Genomic DNA, 20,659 nt, shown 5'->3' with positions numbered 1-20,659 from the left:
AAGCGTGATGGGGGATTTTTGACCGTGAAAACAGTAAATCAGTTAAAAACCACAACCAGCATCGTGTTTTTGTGCCTGTCTGCCAGCGTTGTGAGTGCAGCTCAAGTCACCCAGGTGAATCGTTATGCAACCGTTGAGAATAAGCCGTTAACCTCACAAATTAACCCTTTGCTCACCGTGCAACAAATCCATTTTCCTCAAAGCATTCATACCGTAGGTGAAGCATTAACTCATTGGATGCAGTATTCAGGATACGCTCTGGTTGATGAGAAGGTACAAAGCCAGGCGCTTAAAAACATCATGAATCAACCCCTACCGCAAGTGGTGAGAAATCTCGGGCCATTGACGGTACAGGATGGATTAGAGGTTCTGGTGGGACAGCAAGTGTTTTCTCTGATCCAAGACCCACTTCATCGCCAGGTTAATTTTAAATTAAAACCGCAATACGCCAAAGCACAAACCAATCTCCAAGGAAAAAAAGCATGAACAACAACGCCATCAAACAATTAAAAAATCTTTTGATTCTACCCACTCGCAAAGGAGTGTTTTTTGGGGGCTTAATGCTGGCAATAGGTACGTCCACCTTGCTGGGTTTGGCAACCATTCGAAATGAGCCATCTTCAACACAGGACGCAGCGACTGACACTCTGGTCGTTTCACGCTTAAACGAGCTGCAGTCTCAATTAAAAACGTTGGGCGAAACGGTTAATAAGCCCCTGCCAGAGGTTAATTTTGATGCCATTACCCAACAAATTACACAGTTATCCAGTCGGCTCGACCAGCTTCGAGAAGCCGACAGCAAACAATTAACGGAGACTCTAAACCACACCCAAAATACCTTAGGCCAAGAGCTTCATTCCATCAAAGAAGTGGTAACTCACCTGGATGATAAAAAATCCTCGGTCAAATACGTACCCATAAAAAGCCTGCCATTTTCTGTCGTGAGTATTGACAGCATTCAACAAGTTCCCGTTGCCAGTGTTGCTTATGACTACAAAACCATTCCCCTGGAGAAGGGCGATGCGCTCGCGGGATGGAAGGTGGTGAGCGTTGATTACGGCAAACAACGCCTTGAATTAGAAAATACACGCGCTGAGCGAGTACTTATAACTCATGAGCACATAGGTTAAGGAAGGGGTGAGTCATGTCTAAAAAATCACTGTTATTAAGCCTCATGTTCTTAAATGTCCAGGCACATGCTGATTTAACCATTCCTGGGATTGCCATGCACCACAACAATTCCAATGCTTTGGCATCAACCGATAAAACGCTTGCCAAAACAGGTCTTTCAGTGAATGAAGACGACATCACCGCAGAGCAAGATTTGAACACCTTAAAACTTACCCCTTTGCAACTCCATGAGGCAAGAGTTTGGGGATTAACTGAAGAGGAAGAAAAACGCTACGTGTTTTTAATGCAAAATCGCAGTGCGGTATATTATAAAGGATTAAGGCAAACCCCTGTGGATGTCTTAGGCATTAATGCTCAAAATGAGGCGGAGCGCGCCCATTTTGCAGCGCTTTCTGCTCGCCATGAAGCCCAAAAGGTATCCAAAAACATCGCATGGAATAACGCGTTTTACAAAGCCTACAATCAATTATTTGCCAATGTACCTGTTGTGGGTGAGTTTGATGCGTCCCCTTATTCTCCTGCGGCCTACAAACCGATACGTCTAAATGAAGGCGATACTTTATTTCTATTCATCAAAACAAATGACGCAATCAAAACAATCCTTTTAACCTTAATGGATGCAATTAATGCAAGTCCCAATACACGATTGCATTTGATGCTCATGGGCATGGATGACCGTGCGGTTCAGGTGTGGGCAAACCTTAATCAAATTCCACGAGAATTAGTAAGCAATGGAACTATTACCCTAAATCACGGTGAATTAAGTTTTGACGCACTGAATGCCTCTAAAAAAACCACGCCTTTATTGCTGTTGGCCAGAGGCGGCGCCTCAAGCGTTGTTGATTTGGGAGTTTTTTAACATGCGAACCCTGTTTTTTTTCATCTCCTGGAGTCTCATTGCAGCCTGTTATGCGCTGAAAGTGATAGCCATTGAATCACCCGTTATTGATGCAACTCCCTATTTAGAGGCAGGTCAGGTTCCCTCAAAACAGGAAGGAGCACAAACTGAACCAGAAGAATTTCCCTTACCAGTAACCAGCCGTATAAATCCTGGAGTCGTGAACACACAAACCATTAGAAACAGCAACTTGTCACACGCTCTTTTTGTAGTAGGCGATGATGCACGTTCCCGCGTCTGGTTAAAAGCACATGCCTTGCAATTGCAAAAGAGCAAGGCATTGGGACTTGTTACTAATGTGGCCACATCGCGCGCGCTGCATGAGTTAACACAATTGGCGGGCCTACCCTTACAGGCAGTGGATGTCGATGAATTAGCCTCTTTACTGGATGTGCGTCACTACCCCTTTGCCTATGATTCGGGGGTTATATGGCAGTAGAAAAAAAACAAAGACCTGTTAAAAAATCATCTTGGCTTAAACGAGCAGTGGTGAGCTGGGTGTGTGTCGCCTTTCTTGGATGGATGGTTTTAATGGCCTGGGCATTATGGTCTTGGGTTCATGTAGGCTTTGAATCAGCTGCTAACGCCATTCAAGCCCTGTCCCTAAAGCAAGCAGTGGTTGTTAGTGAATTTAGCGACACCTCATTCACTACTTGGTTAAGCCAAAGGGTTACCCCTGACCTTCGCACTCATTCGGCGAGCACTTTGATCAAAGCACAAGATGTAGGGGGTAGGCTTGCTCAAATGGCACAAGAGCAAATGGATGCGGTGATTCAACCAGACCCAATTTCAATAGCGCCAGAGTTAACACAAACCTTTAATGAGTTTTGGTTAAAGGCACAACAAACTCGGCTTTTATTAAGAGTAACAGGCCATTTATTACTGATTAAAGGTGCCATTCTAGTTGCAGCCATTCCGCTGTTTTTATTAGCCATTAGTGCAGGACTTGTGGACGGATTAAATCAACGAGCCATTCGTACGGCCTCTTTAGGGCGTGAATCAACCTATGTCTTTCATAAATCCATTCCTTTGGCGCGACGCGCCTTGTTTTGGGTCTTGATTCTATGGCTTGCCATCCCGCATGCCTTATCACCAACCCCTATTTTCGTGAGTTTAAGCGTGTTGCTCGCTTGTTTGGTGAGCGTGACCTCCAGTCGATTTAAAAAATATTTATAAGGAGATGTGATGAAAAAAACACTGTTTGGATTGGGATTAATGCTCTTAAGTGCTGTGAGTTTCAGCAATCAGGCGGAGCTTAATAAAACCTTAGTGCGGGTGATTAATCAAATTAACGCCACGCTGCCCTTATTAGCCGAGGCAGAAGAGGAAATTGAGCCTAATTCCCGCATTCAATTACATATTAATGCCTTTGAAGGCAGTGATAAAAAGACCCATCCAGGGGTTCGCGAGGATTTAGTGGCCATTCGCAATGCCTTGATTGACTACATCAATAAGCCTGCCATTGAGCCTAAAACCGTTAAGCCACTCGCATTTGATTTTGTGGGGAACTAGCGATGAGAGAACAACTTGCGGGTGACTTTGCCAGAGCATTTAACGAAGCAGGAGGGCAACAGGCCTTAACTTATAGCGGGCTGATTCGCTTCGTTGCATTGATGTGTGTGATTTTAGCCATTCTTTGGTCGATTGTGCACTTTATGAGTGAGGAGGCGAAAGCCTCGGAACTATTCATGGTGGCTCTAGGCTCAAGAACCGTGCGTTTGCTCATAGGCCTCACCTTATTTATCGGTTTATTAACAACAAAAGGAAGTTAGATATGATGCACCTACCAAAAACAATAAATCGCTGGGCACTTAGTGCCAGCCTCGCCCTGGTCAATTTAAGCTACGCGCCCGCACTTTGGGCTGATAGTGGTTGGTTTCCTAAGGTCGCGGCATCTGATGACATGACTCAAGGCAATAAGAGTGCCATGACTGTCTTATCCAATGTGGTGAGACAGGGATTGATGATTTTGTTATTCATCGTCTCGGTGGTGATGTTCACCAAATTTATATCCACGATATCGCATGGGATTGAAGAAGCTAAAAAACATGAAGGCGGCTCGCTTGCAGTATTTGCTAATTTTGCAGTGATGGGGATTGTCTATCTGACCATCAGTATTGCAACGGGCTATTTAGGGTACACCGTAATCGATAAATTTAAACTTTAAGGATACAACATGACTACCCCATCAAGCCGTCATTTATCCCATGATTTTCCCGCATTTAAGGGGCTGACTTTACGTGAACTTATGATTCTTGTGGCCATCACCACAGGGGTGATGGCGTTGGTGTTCACGATCATCGGCGTGTTTTTCAGCTTTCCTGGCGCTTTTGGCTGTCTCGGTTTGGTGCTTGGCTTCATTGTCGGGGTGAGCCTCGCGCCAAAACCGATTTCTCGCTTAAAAGCGGGCAAACCACACGGATATTTAATGAAAAAAATAAGAATAAAACTGGCCAGATGGGGCCTGGTGCGACCACCTTATCTAGCCCATCGCGGTCTTTGGCATACCTCAAAACGATTAGGAGCACGTCGTGTTTAATTACTGGAACAAGATTGATGCACTCAATCAAGTGAATCGCGTGCTGTTCACTTTTATTATTATTTTAGTGCTTTTGGTTGCAGGACTCATTGGCGCCTTGAGCACAGTCCCTAAGAAGCTGGAGTTTTGGCTGGCGCCCAACATGGTGGCTAATGGGGGATTAATGAAAGCCGGAGAGGTGCCTGATGAATACGTGCATGGGTTTGTCACCTCTTTAGTCCCGCCCCTAAATTCCTGGTCTCAAATGGGGAAAGAGGAGTTTGCAACGAACCTGAAAGGTTTTCATTACTATTTCACTCCTCGCCATCAAGAGCTTGTGACACAGACTTTTAACGCCTACCAACAGGCACAACTCTTTAATCGAGCACAGGTGGCAAGCCTTTATCGTTTTTTAGAGCCAGGAGATGTGAAACGACTAAGCAACAACACCTGGGAGGTGCATGTGGTCTTGCGCATTACCCAGAGGCTAAACGACAAAAGCCCCATGGTGATTGCAGACAAAGTAGTGGATTACCACCTGCGAGTAGTCAAGGTGAGCCTATCCAAATTACTCAATCCCTTTCAATTGGCTCTTGATGGATACACCAAGCCCGAACGCTTAGTCAAAGACTTATTAAGCCAGGAACGTACAGGAGATGAACATGAACTTTAAACGATGGATACTCTTAATGATGCTGTCTATCAGCACGGTCTACGCCGAGATTCAACCCACGCAACATGTACTGTGGGATAAAACGCCAATCCACATCACGCTGCCATTGAACCAGGAGCGACTGATTAGATTTCCTTTGGCCATCAGCATTGTGGATTCTGAACTCGACAAAGATATAGGTCTGATGAAAATCCAAGACGCATTGTACTTGAATGCCAAAGAGCCCTTTACCAATAAACGATTGGTCGTGCAATTAATGCCTGAGGGCGAGCCCATTGTGTTAAGTCTTTCGGCAAGCAAGGAGGCCACGGATGCAGCACCGATTGAAGTCCTAATGGCATCAGATGGTGAGGAATCCACTGCCACAGAGCAGGAAGAGGAGCCGTCAAAAATCAGCAAAACGCCTGAAGTAAATCCGGTGTCATTAACCCGGTTTGCCATTCAATCGCTGTATGCTCCAGAGCGTTTGTTAGTAATCCCTCCTGGGGTGGCGCGCACGGCGATGCGAACCCATAAAAACATCACCTTGGTTTATGGGGCCAGTATTTTAGCAAGACCCCTAATTTCCTGGCAGGGTGGGGACTTGTATGTGACGGCCATTGAATTAAAAAACGAGCTTAAAAAAAGAGTGGTACTCGATCCGCATCATTTAATAGGCAACTGGCAAACAGCAACCTTTTTCCCAACCAATACTCTAGAGCCTCGTGGCACCGCCGACACCACCACTGTTTTTGTGGTATCTGACCGACCCTTTGGCGAGGCATCATCTCAGACCCAGGAGTTTGTCCGATGAAAAAGAATTTAAGCCTTAAAGTATTAACAGGAGTTGTGGTTGGTGTGGTGGCTTTAGTTTTAATCAACTCCGGGAACAGTGGGGAGTCCGTTACAACGGAGAACAAAACCAATCCTAATAACATCAATGAAGCCATCGCCAGTCAGTTTAATGACAATATTCGTGACGTATCAGCGCGCTTGGTACAGACCGAACAAAAGATGCACGCCATCGAAGTACAGAATAAAACGTTAAGTGAACGCAATGCAGCGCTCATTGCATCTAAAGAAGAGGGTGGGGTGGTGGTTCGCCAAGAGCTTCCCCCTGAAGTAGCTCAAACAATAGAAGAGCTGAAAAAAGAGCTGGTCCAGTTAAAAGAATCACGAACGTCTGCGGACAATGCTGCGGGCTACCCCGTAGGGCAACTCGCTCAAAATGAAGCGCCTCATGCAATGGGTGGCGTCACTGACATTGATGCACAGCTCATGAAACGTCCTTTAAGTGAACAGGAGGTGAGGTATTGGAATAAGTTCAATGAAAGAAGGAAGCGCATTCAAAAAACACTGACTCGCAAAGTTAAGAAGCAGATCCCCAATCAGGATGATAAAAAACAAAGTATTCCTTATTACACCATTCCTGCAGGAAGTGACCTGGGCAATACCACCTTGTTATCCGCATTAATCGGTGAAGTTCCCATTGATGGAAAGCTGATGCAACCGTTATTCCCCTTCAGCGCCATTATCAGCCGCGGGGATTTAATGGCCTCTAATGGCGTAGCCCTTCCTCCTGATATTTCAGGGATGAAAGTCAGTGGCTACGCAATCGGCGTGGGCTCCTTTTTAGATAATATTTCCTGTGCCAGGGCTTATGTCACCTCCGTGCTCTTCACTTTTCAAGACGGCCACTTTGTGGTGGTTGGTAAAGAGCAGATGACCAATTCGGTTGATTTAGTCAATAACGAAAGTCTTGGCTATTTAACTACGGCTTACGGTAATCCGTGTATTCATGGCAAATACTACACCAACGCACCAAGAGTCCTTACCGCCATGCTGGCAGCAGGGGGTATGGAAGGGGCTGGTAATGCATTATCCCAATGGCAGATGACTTATTTTGCAGGACCCAACGGGGCAACTGCTGCACCTACTGGCTCTTTTGCCCCCTATGCTGCAGGTGGCGCTCTGGCGCAAGGCTCGGTTAAAGCTGCCGATTGGCTTGAAAAGCGCATACAAGGCAGTTTTGACATGGTGTTTGTACCTGCCAGTGTGCCGTATCGGATGGGGAATCAAACGCATTATCGTCCTAACCGGATGTCTCTTCATTTCACTCAAACCATTCAACTCGACAAAGAACCCAAAGGGAGGGTATTAGATTATGGTCACTTACAACACTATACGCATGATTTTAGTCTCAAGTAGTTTGCTGTTGCTGAGCTCTTGTGCCAAATCAGTCGCCTCAGGAACCATTCCTGAAGAGGGGCTTACTGTGAGTCAGATTTACAACCAAAGTGTGGCGACTTCCGCGCCTTCCTGGACTGCACCGCGTTATAAACGCACCGCGAATGGCCAAATGGCGGTGAACTACCAGGGTGAAACACGAACCGCGGCTAATGAAACCAAAGCTTTGTTTAAAGCTTTGGATAATCCGGCTATCCCTATTTACATCTACCCGCACGTTGCCCTCATTGGCGATGAGCAGTTAGTAAAACCAGGGTTCACCACCGAATTTTTTCTCTATAAGCAAAACCAGTTCGCGCTGGCCAGTGAACGCTACTAATTAAGGGGCAAGGAATGAATCGTGTGAATCAGGCCATCAATTGGTTATTAGGGGAGGGGAGTCTTAGCCCGCTAAAAACAAAAACTGTAGAGAAGGGGTACGCCAAAGAAGGCCCTTCCTTAGCAGAGCGCCTGGCCTTTGTAGATTTTTGTGATGAAAAAAATCTTTTTTTACTCAACGATGGAGTAAGCGTAGGAAGCGGTTTTGAATTAGGCGACATTCCGGCGGAGGCCACCTCACCTCAGCACCTGGAAGCCGTCTTTAATAAAATCCGCGATACTTTTGCCAATGTGGTGCCTTTACACAAAGACGACCCTTGGGTGATGCAAATGTACGTCTGCGATGAATATTCATTAGATCCTGTGCTAAAACACATTCAAAACGCCATTGAACCTAAGCTATTAAACACTCAATTTACTCAAGAGTACCTCAATCGCCTACAGGACTTATTTCAGAAAATGGCGCGCCCCGAAGGCTTGTTTTTAGATCCCAAAACAGGGGCGGCTTTTCGTGGGCGACGCAGGCGCATTCGGGTGTTGTTTTATCGACGCTACCAGCGACTCAAAACAACGAGAGATGCGGCTGTGAGCGAACACGAGGAAGTATGCGCCCAAATTGCCGCCAAACTCATCTCCCCAGGACTTACTTTAAAACGCCTAACCGGTAGGGCGTATTACAGCTGGTGGGTCAAATGGTTTAACCCCAATCCTCTTCTGACACAAGGCGATAGTGAAGCGCTATTAAAGCGCTTCCCCTATCCACAAAAGAATAAACCTGCAAGCTTTTGCTTTCCTCAAAACATCTTCTTTAGTCCTGTGGCAAGCGATGAGAAGGGTTTTATGTTTGATGGCATCAAGCATCGAGTGCTTTATGTAGACGGCTTAAAAGAAGCCCCGGAAATTGGTTTGATTTCCCGAGAAAAACCCCAGGCCAACCCCAAGCATCGTTACGCTTTATTAGATCGCTTACCCGAAGGCTCTATTTATACTTTATCGGTGGTCTTTGAAAGCGATGAATCATTGGATGCGCACTTGATGCGCATCGAAAAGGGCGTTATTGGCACAAGCCTTAAGCCCTCTGAAGTACGTCAGGACATTAAGTCTGCCCGTGATGAGCTGGCTTGTGGCAATCGACTTTTTTGGGTGAATCAAGCGGTGTATTACCGGGGCTGTGATGACCAAACGTTGTTGCAGATTGAAAAAGAACTGCACTCGTTATTTATTGATGCCAAGATGCCGCTCATTAATTCAAGCTTTGATTTACATCCATTAAACAGCTACCTCAATAGTCTGCCTTTTAGTTTCGTTCCCTCCTTTGCACGCAAGCACCTGTGTTATGACCGCCTGGTGTTTGCATCAGAGCTTGCGGCATTACTCCCAGTGTATGGACGCAATCAAGGGGCAAGGCATCTTCCCTGCTTTACCTTCTTTAATCGCTTAGGTGAGCCTGTTTTATTCGATATCTTGCATCATGACTTCATCAGCCAAAACTCACATATGGCCCTTTTTGCTAACTCTGGTGCGGGAAAGTCGGTGGCAACCGGCTGGATGATTAACTCCTTAATGGCCACTAAAAATGCGCGTATTGTTTTGTTCGAAATGGGCAACTCCTTTGATCGCATGCTCATTCACGCCAAAAAGATGGGCAAATCCACCAAACAATTATTACTCAGCAATCAAAAGAGCAAAGCGGTTCCCTTAAACCCTTTTTGTGAAGCGTATAAGGCAATCCCTGAAATCAGTGAGAATTTATCGGAAGAAAAAGCCGCAAAACTTGCCCAAAAGATGCTGGATTTACAAGCCAATCTGGCGGTAAAAGCGCAAGACTCTGATTTAAATTGTGATGAAGAGTCACGCAGCTATTTAAGTGAACTGCTTTTAGCCTTGCGTACCATGATAACGGAAGCGAACGAAAAAGAAGAAGAGTTGTTTTCCTTAAGTGATGAAACCCTGCTGATTGAAGTGTTAAGTGATGCCATCCTGACTTCATTTAAAAATGAAGTGCCGCAGATGCTGACCGAACATGTATTGGAAGCCTTTGCAAAACGACTTGCTCTTGAGGAGGTTCCTCGTAAAAAAGACCGTATTTTGGAGATGCATGACCGACTCAACAGCTATGTAATTAACAGCAATAAGTCGCGCTTTTTTAACGTACCCACTGAGCCCTTAGGGGACTTTGATATTTTTCATATCGATATTTCAGCCATTAAAGACGATAAAGGGAAATTGGCTTTGGTGATGGTGTCCTTGCTGCCGCGGATCTTGGCTATGGCCGAGGCCACCCAAAACGATAACAGACCTACTTTTTTATTTATTGATGAAGCCCACCTGCAATTTCAAATTGATGTGATTGTGTCGGCGTGTCTACTGGCTGCAAAAGTAGCCAGGAAATTAGGGCTATGGCTGGTTCCCATTACCCAGAATGTGGGGGACATGAGCTCAGAAAAGGCCATGAAAATTCTCTCCCTGATTGAAACCTGGATTTTATTAGGACTTGATGAAAAAGAACTGGCTGATGTAAAAAAGTTCAAACAATTAACCCCGGAGCAAGAAGCACTTATTCGAGATATTGACTCACAAAAAGGTCTCTATGCCGAAGCCGTTTTATTAGGTTCACGCTATCAGGGTTTATTTCGAGTCATTCCACCACGCTATTTATTGGCGTTACTCCTGAATGAAAAATCAGAAAAAGCAACCCGACATCTTTTGGAGGAAGAACATGGCGTACTTAAAGCGGCAGAATTGGTGGCCACACGCTTGGAAAATAAACGAAGCCACAGCCTTGAAGAGCATTGTTTTTATGATGATTAGCCTGATTAGTTTCAATACTCACGCAGAGCTCATCGAGGTCTTTACAACCTCTGCATACTCTGTGGCACTTAATGGCTTACAGGCCGAAGTCTGTGCGCTTGATTCATTAAATGAAATGACTTTGGAATTAAACCGTAATGCATCCGAGATTACAGCAGTACAACGGGTTGATACCGTTCAAAATTCCCGTCTGACCGCCTTTTATCGCTGCCAGATGCGGGCAAGACTTTATGCGCTGTCATCACTACCTGCCATCGTCATCGATAAGCGCTATGTAACTTATGGCCTACGCGCAGCAGATAAGGCATTGATTGCAAGTCGTCATTACAAAGAGTCTCATCATGATTAAGTGGATACTGTGCGTTTACATGGTCCTTTTTTCATTGGCAGCCCTTGGGTTTGAAAGCACCAAACCGATTAAGCCGATTAGCACCCCTAAAATCGCAGTCAGGGTATTAAAAAAGCAAATAGAAAATAGCCATCCACGGGTGATTGGCGGTTGCATGTGGTTAGAACGTAATTTTCCACCGAAATTAACCCCAGGTCCTGCAGTATCTCAGTTTGTCCCTGATTTAATCGTGACCGTTTCCAATAATCCTGGTGAAAATCCCTGGATTGAGGCGAATACTCTTTATGAAAATAAAGCGGCATTAACCACCTATAAGTCGTTATTTACAACAGCACTAAACCTGCCTTTGGGCTTTGGTGATGGCAGTGGACAATTGGCGTCGCAACACATTAATGAAGACCGAACCCGAGTGGTCAGTGTCATCGGCTCTCCATCAGCAATTTATCAAATGAAAGGAGTAACCCATAAGCCTGAAACCACGTTCATGAAATTGTATTACTCAAGTCTTGCTGATGCGGTGAATGAACGGACGGAACTCGCTGAAATTGCTTATATGGCAAGCAGGCTTTCGCTTTTAATGAATCACGATATTGGAACTTCATCCTATATATGGGGTCATGAACTGCCCCGCCTCATGCGCGTCACCCAGCCCTCACGGTTTAGAGCCTCAGTCGTGGCTGCAATGCATGCTGCAGACATTGTAACCAACGAAGGCGGCATGCACTTAAAAATTTCGACCAGCAATACCTGTGGGCCTCATTGTGTGTCGGCTAATGTGGTGTTTGATCCCCACCAAAAACAGGTTATTTGGCAGGAAGTTTATCCAAACAATCGCAACATCATCCCGGGCGACCCAACAGATGAGGGTATCGATGATGAGCGCAAAGGCAATGGGAATTATGTCTTTGTGGTGTGGCGCAAATACAAGGGTTGTGTCACACAATCTGGCAAATTGTTCTGGGGCACACCCGATGTGGGCACCCCTCAAAAACGATAGGAAGAAACCAATGAAATTAACTGTAGTGGCGTTAGGAGTTTTATTCAGTACTGGGGTTTTGGCGAGTTCTCTCTTTCCAGAACAATCTGAATATTACTATCAATTGGGGAGTTCATCGGATGTGTTCGTACCTCCTGTAAATCGGGACCAGACCGTGACCATTGGTGGGTTCATCAACGGAGGAGGGTTGAGCTGTAATTTGTTTAATCCGGTAGTCACTATTACCAATACGTTTAATGATTTTAAAAATTCCGTCAATGGCATGCCTTCGGATGTCGTCGATAATTTAAAAGGCTCTGTTGCGGGCTTTCCTATGTACAAGCTGCAACAAGCCATGCCAGGACTTTATAATATCTTACAAAATGCTTCTGCAGGTGCACAAAATGAATTTGCCTTAAAAGTAGCTGATTGTCAGGAAACAAAACGAGCCCTTGAGGAAGGAAATTCGCCCATTAGCGGCATGCTGTCAGTATCTGATTCTCAAGGGTGGGTGGATGCGGCAAGGCGTGCCAAAAAGGGCGAGTCTGTCGATATTTCAAAAGCTGCCAAAGACATTGCCAATAAGGGGGAAGAATACGGTCTACCCTGGGTGCATCGAGATAAAGGCAATGCGGGTGGGAGTAAACAAGTCCCTATTAAAGTCATTAATGATGTAGTGATTGCAGGTTATAACGTATTACTCACCCCTTCACGTGGGCTTGATGATGCGACAGCTCCTTCAGAGGACAATATTAAAAAAAATCATTTCGCTCAAATTTGGCGTACTCCCGAAGAGGCCGCTCATTGGGCGGTACTGGTTTTAGGTGACATTCACATCAGTCATAAAAAAGAGAACAGCGCACATGATGCCAAGGCTGGCATTGGTCTCTCCCCATTACTTCAAAGCTGCCCAAAGAGTGCCAGCAGCTCAACCTGCGTTACTAATGTAAGTAGCGCTTTATGGAAGTTGGTTGATAAGAAGTGGCCTTTAACTGAAGTGAATCTACGAAAAATCAGCGCCTCTAATATAGTTATTACCGATGAAATCATTACCGCAATCCAACGCATGCCACGCGAGCAACAAATCATGACCGTATCCAAATTAGGAGAGGAAATTGCCATTCAAAATCTATTAGATGAGGCGATTATGTTACGCCACCTCCTACAAGCCGGTATGCAAATTCAAGAGGTACAAAATCTAAAGCCCGCTCAAACTATGGTGAATGCCGCGCTCAGCAAGCTGGATAAAGAAATTCACTCCCTGGCCTTTGAAAGTGAGGTTCGTAAAAAAATGATGACCCAAACCCTAAACCTCATTATGGATTTGCGCACTCATGATTTAGCCAAATCAATGCCAGGCAGCACTCATGAGACTGATCTCATTAAAAACGGCGCAGTGTATCAAAACAGCGATAAGAAGGAGTAGAACCATGATTGTATTTAGTCCATTAGCTTTATATACCACCTATCTGGGCTGGCAGCAGTATGATGTGTTGTTTGATGCCCTATGGCAAACAGGACTCTTATACATTGGTTTTTTGATGGTGGGGTATCGCTATCTAAAAAACGTGCTGGCTCCAGCAGGTTCGACTCATAATGCGGCGGAGCATGCACTAAATAATTTTTTGTATGAGTTGGCCATTACTTTTTTAATTTGCGGGTTATTTGTCTACCCCTGTGTTCCTTTAGAACAAAAGGGGCTGTCATTTAAGCCGATGTGCACGATGAAAAAAGGCACTGAAGTCAGCGAATCGCATATTAAAGATTCAGGAACTACTTATGATGAAGCCTTTGCAAACGTACTAACCAATCAGGTCAAAATGCCTATTGGATTTGCGGTATTGCAAAACCTGTTCTCTAGTTTCAGCTATGGGCTCATGAAAGTGGCGGGGTGTACTGATAGCCTTCAGTCCATCCAGGGGGATTTGATTTCAACCTACATTCCACAAGAGCTGCGTCAGCAGGCCTTGCAGTTTCATCGCCAGTGCTTTTTAGAAGCACGCGGCAGTTATTTAAATGAGCCTAGAACTGATAACGAAAAAGAACAAATTAAAAAAATATTAAAGCGTCATGGTGGTGAGGACGATCTCAATTGGATGGGCTCTAAAACCTTCCGTACTTTTTATTATGGCAAATCAAGAGCAAGAGAACCGGTGCCTGGATTTTCCTACGCCCAATACCCCAATCCCAATTTTGAGTCGGCGGCTAAGGATGATGCGTCGGTAAATAACCATAAACCTACTAATGGGTACCCAACATGCAATCAATGGTGGGACAAAATTCAGGCTGATTTGGTGAAAGCATCTGAACGAGCAGGGTATTTCGACAAACACATTGGCTCACTTGATGTGAGTAAACGAGTACTGGATTACAAACAAAAGCATCAGTCTGCATGGAATTCTGATCTAACCCCACAAGACTACATCGCCAAAGTTTTAATCCAGGATAACCGTGATTTACAGGAACAAAGTTCTGAATCGCTGATGAATACAACCAACAGCAGCATCGGAACCTCTCTTTCTCGCGGTCTTGTGAATATAGGACAGTCCGTTAAATCGTATACATCTACTCCTTTAAAAAGAGAGGCCACCATGCAAACCCTGCCGGTAATGCATGCATTCTTTTATTTTTTCTTAATTGTCTTTACACCGCTTGTTCTTGCTTTAAGCGGTTATAGCCCACGAGCTTTGGGAGCACTCTGCGGATTATATGTTATGGCCATTTTTGTCCAATGCATTTGGCATTACGTGGGCATTTTAGAACGCAGTGTTATTGATCCCATGGGCGACAGTGATTTAGTGGCTGCAATGCGTAATATGGCCGTACTTTTTTACTACGTAGCACCCTTATTGCTGTTTAAATTGTCCAGTCATTTTGGCGGGGATGCGGGAGCGGGTTTGGCAGGATTAATCAGCGCTGGAAGTAATGCCGCAAATGAGTCCGCTGAAACAGCGGGAACCATTGCTAAAAAAGGCATAACTATGGCCACAGGCTTAATGAGGAGATAGACATGTTATTTAGATTTGAAAGCGTTATTGTACTCTTCAACCGAGATTTGTCCCTTGTCAAAGAGCTCATCAACCTCATAAATACTGTACGGAGAGGTGGGTTTTTTAGGGGTATTGAGTACTGCATCAATTACAAACGCGGTTATTTTAAGCATAAACCAAGTCAGTTTCAGCAAGCCTTTTCCAACCTCCAATATGGCACTCATCAGGAGTCATCCTTATGTTAAAAAAATTCCTTCGACCTTCAATTATAGTGGCAATTCAATTGATTTTGCTAGCGATTTTAATCGCCTTCATCACGCCATTTTTATTAAGAAATACGGATTCATTGAATCAATTTCGCCAATTAGTTCAGCACTTCAAGTGGGCTTTACTCATGACCCATGGGCTTTTTTATGCAGTCCTTTATTTTGCATGGCCTTTTTTAATCAACCTACTGAGTCAAAAACAAGCCTCTCCTCCTGGTGAGGAGCAGCGGCGATGTGCGTTGAATGCGCGACTTTATTTAATTGGCGCCTTTGTCATTTTCGAAGTTTTAAATTTATTAAGGTAAGAACATGGCTAACCGATACCCTGTTGAAAATTTATTAAGAGATCCCACGGAGATCTACTCTGCCCTAACGTTGGGATCATTTGCTGTTTTAGCTTATTGCTTACCTCATATACTGCTATTAACCCAAAAAATGGGGCTTTATGCAGCCCTAAGCTTAGGTGGTCTGGGAGGTTATCGTGCACTACAAGCTTATCGCGTAATTCGCTATCAAAAACGTTTGATAGCAATGCCTTATTATGCCATGTCGACAACACAAGTACCTCTGTCGCAACGTTGGCTTTTTGTAGGACGCGGCTTTCGTTGGTTTCCCCGTCATACCCAACGCCTTCATCAAATCAAACAAGTTGAAAATGAGCGTTTTATACAACGAAACGTAGTGCATCAAGCCGTCAGTGCCTTTTGTAAAAAACATGAAGCCACACATTTGGCTTCATGGCTTAGAAGTCCTTCACGGTTAAATCCATTTCGTCCCGCACCTGACGTTGGTGGCAAGCCTTATTTACATGGGCTTGGTGACAGCGATAAGCCTGTTTATATCCCGCAAAGTATTCGCGTGGGACATACCTTCGTGGTGGGTACTACCCGAGTTGGAAAAACACGCCTGGCCAGCATTTTAATCAATCAAGACATTCGAAATGGTGATGCGGTGATTGTGGTTGATCCTAAAGGGGATCTGGAATTGGTTAGGGATATGTATTCTGCCTGCAAAGCCTCTAATCGATTGGAGGATTTTCGTATTGTTCATTTAGGATTTCCTGAGCTGTCCGCCTGCTATAATCCTTTGAAAAATTTTGACCAGGTCAGTGAGGTGGCTACCCGCATTACTGATGCGATTGCTGCAGAAGGTGAGGGCAAGCAATTTGCTGCTTTTGCTTGGAAATACGTCAATATTGTAGCGATTTGTCTGGAGGAAATGCACCAACCCATTACCTATAAAACCATCGCTTTTTACATCAGTCGCCTCGATCAATTACTGATGGCTTATGCCGATACTATTATGCCGCAGCGTGAGCCCAATTATCTAAATGAGGTTGCCGCAATCATTGCAGATAATGATGCCCGAGTTGATAAATATGGCAATCCGTATCCTCCAATGGACAGGGCTAAAGCCGTTGCAAAATACTTTAAACAATACATTTCCAATACCATTGCCCAAGGCAATGTGGAGTCGTTACACGACCAGGTACTTATTGATTTATACGATGCAGCCCTTATGGATAAGACCTATTACGATAAAATTACAGCCAGTGTCGGACCTGTTTTATCCGAAATTAATAAAAGCAATGCTTCGGGGATTTTTTCTTTTTCAGAAGCGTCTTCTGAAATTGAATTGATGGCCTCCATTAAGCACAAACGGGTCATCTACATTGGACTGGATAGCTTAACCAACCCCAACATCGCCCAAGCGGTGGGTAAGGCCTTCTTATCTGATTTAGTGTCAACTGCAGGGAAAATTTATAAAGAAAGTCACGCCAATTACCGCCTGAACCTTCACTGTGACGAGCTGTCTGAAATCATTCAGGACTCCTTTGTAAAAATATTAAATAAAGCAGGAGGAGCAGGCTTTCAGGTTACGGCTTATGCACAAACCAAACAGGATTTAGAAGTGGCTTTAGGCTCAAAGGCGATGGCTGAGGTCACCAAAGGCAACTTAAACACGCTGATTATTTTACGGGTAGAAAATGATGAAACCGCGAATCTTTTAATCAAAGTTCTACCCAGTGTTGATGTGGTATCACATACCCAGGTGTCAATGGTTAGTGATACGCCACATGGTGAAGAGGGTGTGTTTTTTAATACCACCAATGAAGACCGAGTACAAAAAAATTCAATTGGCATGCTGGAGGTCAACGACATTACCTCGTTGCCTAAAGGCCAGGCGTTTGTTTTGGTTAATGGCGGAGAATTATATAAGGTTCGAATTCCATTGCCTCTTAACGATGGACTGGCACCTGATGATATTAAAAGCGTTTTGTGTGACATCAATAAGCTCGAACAGCCGCGAACTGCTGAACCATTAATCCCAGAATCAAGTCCTGAAATTGAGGTGAGTCGTTCCGTGCCATGCGTTGAGGAACCCGCTCAAGAGTCCTTGGTGGTAATTCAAGAAGAGCTGGAAACTCCCGATGTAACGCAAAAGATAATACCAGACTTTATCAAATGGCTTGAACACCGCATGCAATCTGGTAACAAACAATTTTCGTTAGATGCTCAAGAATTAATTCTGCGACCACTCCAAGAACAAGACGACCAGCGTGTTTTTTTACTGCCTGAAGTTCTTGGCAAATACCAAAGTCGCTCAGGAATTGTGACCGAAGTTCTGGAAACCGCCTTAAAACAAGCCTTTAGTGAGGAAAAAACTTATTTCATCAATAGATCGGGGCAGCAACAGGAAGTGATGCCTTGTCGATTAAGCCAACCTGTTCGAACTGAATATTCCACTGACATTAAAGAAGGAAATCCATCATGACCACATTTGTAAAACTTACTTTAAGTAATAATGAAGTGAACCGTCTGTTTACTCGCGAGCTAAAAAATGGGGTGAATTTTTACCAAAAGCTCATGAACAAGGTAGCGAGTTTAATCAAGTGCTGCCAGGAGCAGCGTGTTTATGCGCTCTTAAGCCTTTATCAAATGAATGAAGCCGTTAATACCACCATCCAAAAATTTTATGATGACATTGATACATTCGAAGGGGTGTTGGAGAAGAAAAAGCATTTGGCTGGAAAAAAAATCACCTACCAACCCGTGCACTTTCCTGAAGTACGCTTTGATAGTGCGCTAGCCAGTAGTCTGGTTGAACTCTTTGAAGTGTACGACCACTTCATCTCTCTTCTTAAAACCTTAAGGACAGCAGGATGCTTTACCAATGATGATGATTACTTTAATAACCTAAGACGCGCTTTTAAAGAGGTGAATCGTCTTTTAAGTGCCCTTTTATTAAGCTCAGTTAAAGAGCTGCCCTCGATTACTCTCGATGAATCAATTCATCAGAAAGAGCCCTATCAACTCCATGCAAAACACCATGGTGAAATGGATTACTCCCTCCTTTATAAGGCACTTACCTCCAATGTGGCACCAAGGATTGAAGAAAAACTAAGGCAACCGCTGCTGTCTTGTTTAAACAAAAGACTAGAACAGGATAGCAAGCCTTTGAGTAGCCACCATTCCGAAGAAAGGGGCGCTGCATGAAATTATATATTTGCGAAAAACCTTCTCAAGCCAAAGACATTGCTGCGGTTCTTGGGGCTAAGATTAAAACTCAATCCTGTTTTGAAGGGCAGGGCATTGCAGTCACCTGGTGTATAGGTCATTTACTGGAACTAATGCCACCCGATCACTATTGCGAACACATAAAACCTTGGAGGATGGAAATTTTACCTATTGTTCCAAAGATTTGGGTTTTAAAGCCACAAGAAAAAACCAAAAAACAGCTCAAAGCCATTGAACAGTTATTAAAAAAAGCAACCTCGGTGGTGATTTCTACGGATGCTGACCGCGAAGGCGATGTGATTGGCCGTGAAGTGTTGGATTACTGTAATTATAAAGGTCCTGTTGAGCGGTTATGGTTGTCTGCCCTGGATGAGTCTTCCATTAAAAAAGCACTGAATTCTATTCGTCCAGGCAGCTCCACCGAATCGCTCTATCAAGCAGGACTTGGCAGAGCCCGCGCCGATTGGTTGATTGGCATGAATTTAACGATGGCGGTGAGCTGCTTATTCAGTGTTCCTGGGCAAGGTGTTTTATCTGTAGGGCGGGTACAAACGCCTACTTTGAAATTAGTTGTGGATAGGGACATTGAAATTGAACACTTTAAATCTAAGGATTATTTTGTTTTAAAAGTCCAATGTGCCTCGATAAGTCAAGAATTGTTCTGGACTACCTGGGAAATGCCTGAAGAGGTTACTGATGAGGAAGGACGATGCATTAATCAATCGCTGATTGATGCAGTGGTACTTCAAATACAAGGCCAACAGGGAACTATTAACGAATTTAAGGAAACCCGAAAAAAAGAGGCACCGCCCTTATGCCTGTCCTTATCTGCCTTGCAGCAAATCGCCTCGGCAAAACTTGGATTTAGTGCCAAACAAACCCTGGATGTAGCTCAATCTTTGTATGAGCAGCATAAGGCGACCACCTACCCGCGAACCGATTGCGGTTATCTACCCGAAAGTCAATTTGCAGAAGCAAGCATCGTATTAAAAGCGCTGGGACAGGTAGATAAAGAAATTGAACCCTTACTGTCTCAATGTTCGAAGACGTTCCAATCAAGGGTATGGAACGATAAAAAAATCACGGCCCACCATGGCATCATCCCAACAGCAAACACTCAGGTAACCCTCTACTCTATGTCACCGCCTGAGCGTCAGCTCTACCACATCATTCGCTCATATTATCTGGCGCAATTTCTTGGTGATTATGAATACCTACAAAGAAGTGTTGTGCTTGATATCAGGGGACATTTCTTTAAAGGTTCAAGTGCTACAGCTTTAGTATTAGGTTGGAAAAACGCAATTAAAGAGAAGGAGGATCAAGAAGAACCAGAAGGCTCTCATCAGAAACATTTAGGCAACATTCCCCAATTAATCAAAGGACAACCGATAGCAGTCAATAGTTGCCAAGTGGATAAACGAAAAACCAATCCACCCGCACGATTTACAGAAGGAACCTTAATCACTGCGATGAAGTCCATTGCCAAATACGTGGACAACCCTCAGCTTAAAAAAATTCTAAAAGAAACGGCAGGCATCGGCACGGAAGCCACCCGTGCCAATATTTTAGAAACCTTGATCAGTAGAGAATACATCAATCGCCAGGGCAAGCAACTCATCTCCACACAAAAAGGGCGCGATCTCATCCAGAAATTACCACCCAGCATTACCAATCCGGCAACCACCGCACTTTGGGAGCAAGTATTGGATGGTATTGCCAATGGGGTGAGCGAGATCACCGATTTTCTTGATGATCAAAGTGACACGCTCACCGGCATGCTAGAGCAATTAGTTCACCTCGCACCCGCTTATAAAAAGCCCTGTGAAGTAAGTCAATTTTCCTGTCCAGAGTGTCAAAACACCCTGTACAGACGTGAAGGGACAAAAGGGTTTTGGTGGGGATGCTCGGGATTTCCTAAATGTAAAATCACCTTTTCAGATAATAAAGGAGCACCACGAATCACGGGTTTGCCAAGTCATCTTTAA

Annotated in this window: 23 protein-coding genes; 22 read left to right on the top strand and 1 reads right to left on the bottom strand. The window is 44.4% G+C overall.

Annotation, left to right across the window (positions count from 1 at the left end; all coding sequences use genetic code 11):
• The first annotated feature begins 24 nt into the window (after positions 1–24).
• From pilL2 to G543_RS0106500, 18 genes are read left to right on the top strand one after another with little or no spacing between them, the layout of a single operon-like run.
• Complete coding sequence (gene pilL2 / locus G543_RS0106585; protein WP_051190619.1) at positions 25–486, top strand: PFGI-1 class ICE element type IV pilus protein PilL2; 462 nt, start codon at positions 25–27, stop codon at positions 484–486.
• Complete coding sequence (locus tag G543_RS17265) at positions 483–1,130, top strand: hypothetical protein (RefSeq protein ID WP_081675635.1); 648 nt, start codon at positions 483–485, stop codon at positions 1,128–1,130. Before pilL2 ends, G543_RS17265 begins: the two co-directional genes overlap by 4 nt.
• Before the next feature lie 14 nt (positions 1,131–1,144).
• A complete protein-coding gene (locus tag G543_RS0106575) occupies positions 1,145–1,990 on the top strand; it encodes a TIGR03759 family integrating conjugative element protein (RefSeq protein ID WP_028383829.1) in 846 nt (281 codons plus the stop codon).
• A 1-nt stretch (position 1,991) separates the two neighbouring features.
• Positions 1,992–2,468, top strand: a complete 477-nt coding sequence (locus G543_RS17260; protein ID WP_051190613.1) for a PFL_4695 family integrating conjugative element protein — start codon at positions 1,992–1,994, stop codon at positions 2,466–2,468.
• Positions 2,459–3,205: an IncC plasmid conjugative DNA transfer DtrJ family protein gene (locus G543_RS0106565; protein ID WP_028383828.1), complete on the top strand. Its 747-nt coding sequence runs from the start codon at positions 2,459–2,461 to the stop codon at positions 3,203–3,205. The genes G543_RS17260 and G543_RS0106565 overlap by 10 nt, the downstream gene beginning before the upstream one ends.
• A gap of 39 nt (positions 3,206–3,244) precedes the next feature.
• Positions 3,245–3,541 carry a hypothetical protein gene (locus G543_RS0106560; RefSeq protein ID WP_370529218.1) on the top strand — a complete coding sequence of 99 codons (297 nt, stop codon included), beginning with the start codon at positions 3,245–3,247 and terminating at the stop codon, positions 3,539–3,541.
• 2 nt (positions 3,542–3,543) lie between these two features.
• A complete protein-coding gene (locus tag G543_RS0106555; protein WP_028383826.1) occupies positions 3,544–3,801 on the top strand; it encodes a hypothetical protein in 258 nt (85 codons plus the stop codon).
• A 2-nt stretch (positions 3,802–3,803) separates the two neighbouring features.
• Positions 3,804–4,196, top strand: a complete 393-nt coding sequence (locus G543_RS0106550) for a hypothetical protein (protein ID WP_051190612.1) — start codon at positions 3,804–3,806, stop codon at positions 4,194–4,196.
• 9 nt (positions 4,197–4,205) lie between these two features.
• A complete protein-coding gene (locus G543_RS0106545; RefSeq protein WP_028383824.1) occupies positions 4,206–4,568 on the top strand; it encodes a TIGR03750 family conjugal transfer protein in 363 nt (120 codons plus the stop codon).
• A complete protein-coding gene (locus tag G543_RS0106540; protein ID WP_028383823.1) occupies positions 4,561–5,220 on the top strand; it encodes a DUF2895 family protein in 660 nt (219 codons plus the stop codon). The genes G543_RS0106545 and G543_RS0106540 overlap by 8 nt, the downstream gene beginning before the upstream one ends.
• A complete protein-coding gene (locus tag G543_RS0106535) occupies positions 5,210–6,013 on the top strand; it encodes a TIGR03749 family integrating conjugative element protein (protein ID WP_028383822.1) in 804 nt (267 codons plus the stop codon). The genes G543_RS0106540 and G543_RS0106535 overlap by 11 nt, the downstream gene beginning before the upstream one ends.
• Positions 6,010–7,407, top strand: a complete 1,398-nt coding sequence (locus G543_RS0106530) for a TIGR03752 family integrating conjugative element protein (RefSeq protein ID WP_028383821.1) — start codon at positions 6,010–6,012, stop codon at positions 7,405–7,407. The genes G543_RS0106535 and G543_RS0106530 overlap by 4 nt, the downstream gene beginning before the upstream one ends.
• Positions 7,364–7,765, top strand: a complete 402-nt coding sequence (locus G543_RS0106525) for a TIGR03751 family conjugal transfer lipoprotein (protein WP_028383820.1) — start codon at positions 7,364–7,366, stop codon at positions 7,763–7,765. The genes G543_RS0106530 and G543_RS0106525 overlap by 44 nt, the downstream gene beginning before the upstream one ends.
• 14 nt (positions 7,766–7,779) lie before the next feature.
• On the top strand, positions 7,780–10,575 hold the full coding sequence (locus tag G543_RS0106520) for a conjugative transfer ATPase (RefSeq protein WP_028383819.1): 2,796 nt from the start codon (positions 7,780–7,782) through the stop codon (positions 10,573–10,575).
• A complete protein-coding gene (locus G543_RS0106515) occupies positions 10,565–10,924 on the top strand; it encodes a DUF1525 domain-containing protein (RefSeq protein ID WP_028383818.1) in 360 nt (119 codons plus the stop codon). Before G543_RS0106520 ends, G543_RS0106515 begins: the two co-directional genes overlap by 11 nt.
• Positions 10,917–11,921: a TIGR03756 family integrating conjugative element protein gene (locus G543_RS0106510; protein ID WP_115343604.1), complete on the top strand. Its 1,005-nt coding sequence runs from the start codon at positions 10,917–10,919 to the stop codon at positions 11,919–11,921. The genes G543_RS0106515 and G543_RS0106510 overlap by 8 nt, the downstream gene beginning before the upstream one ends.
• Before the next feature lie 10 nt (positions 11,922–11,931).
• Positions 11,932–13,326, top strand: coding sequence for an integrating conjugative element protein (locus G543_RS0106505; protein ID WP_028383816.1), 1,395 nt, complete (start codon positions 11,932–11,934; stop codon positions 13,324–13,326).
• Between the two features lie 4 nt (positions 13,327–13,330).
• The gene (locus G543_RS0106500) at positions 13,331–14,908 is read left to right on the top strand and encodes a conjugal transfer protein TraG N-terminal domain-containing protein (protein WP_028383815.1); all 1,578 of its coding nucleotides are present in this window, start codon (positions 13,331–13,333) and stop codon (positions 14,906–14,908) included.
• A gap of 5 nt (positions 14,909–14,913) precedes the next feature.
• Here the strand turns inward: G543_RS0106500 and G543_RS17255 are convergent, their stop codons facing one another.
• Complete coding sequence (locus G543_RS17255) at positions 14,914–15,114, bottom strand: hypothetical protein (RefSeq protein WP_035921598.1); 201 nt, start codon at positions 15,112–15,114, stop codon at positions 14,914–14,916.
• A gap of 14 nt (positions 15,115–15,128) precedes the next feature.
• Between G543_RS17255 and G543_RS17250 the strand changes: the two genes are divergently transcribed.
• The 4 genes from G543_RS17250 to G543_RS17245 are packed head-to-tail and all read left to right on the top strand — an operon-like array spanning position 15,129 to position 20,659.
• Positions 15,129–15,461 (top strand): hypothetical protein, encoded by a 333-nt coding sequence (locus G543_RS17250; RefSeq protein WP_035921596.1) that lies wholly within the window; start codon positions 15,129–15,131, stop codon positions 15,459–15,461.
• Between the two features lie 4 nt (positions 15,462–15,465).
• Positions 15,466–17,931 carry a type IV conjugative transfer system coupling protein TraD gene (traD, locus tag G543_RS0106485; protein ID WP_028383814.1) on the top strand — a complete coding sequence of 822 codons (2,466 nt, stop codon included), beginning with the start codon at positions 15,466–15,468 and terminating at the stop codon, positions 17,929–17,931.
• Complete coding sequence (locus G543_RS0106480) at positions 17,928–18,653, top strand: AcaB family transcriptional regulator (protein ID WP_028383813.1); 726 nt, start codon at positions 17,928–17,930, stop codon at positions 18,651–18,653. The genes traD and G543_RS0106480 overlap by 4 nt, the downstream gene beginning before the upstream one ends.
• Complete coding sequence (locus tag G543_RS17245; protein ID WP_051190611.1) at positions 18,650–20,659, top strand: DNA topoisomerase III; 2,010 nt, start codon at positions 18,650–18,652, stop codon at positions 20,657–20,659. The genes G543_RS0106480 and G543_RS17245 overlap by 4 nt, the downstream gene beginning before the upstream one ends.

Source organism: Legionella moravica DSM 19234 (assembly GCF_000423305.1).
GTDB classification, from domain to species: Bacteria; Pseudomonadota; Gammaproteobacteria; order Legionellales; family Legionellaceae; genus Legionella; species Legionella moravica.
The sequence above is the reverse complement of the archived record's forward strand: the minus strand, read 5'-3'. Positions and strand labels throughout refer to the sequence as shown.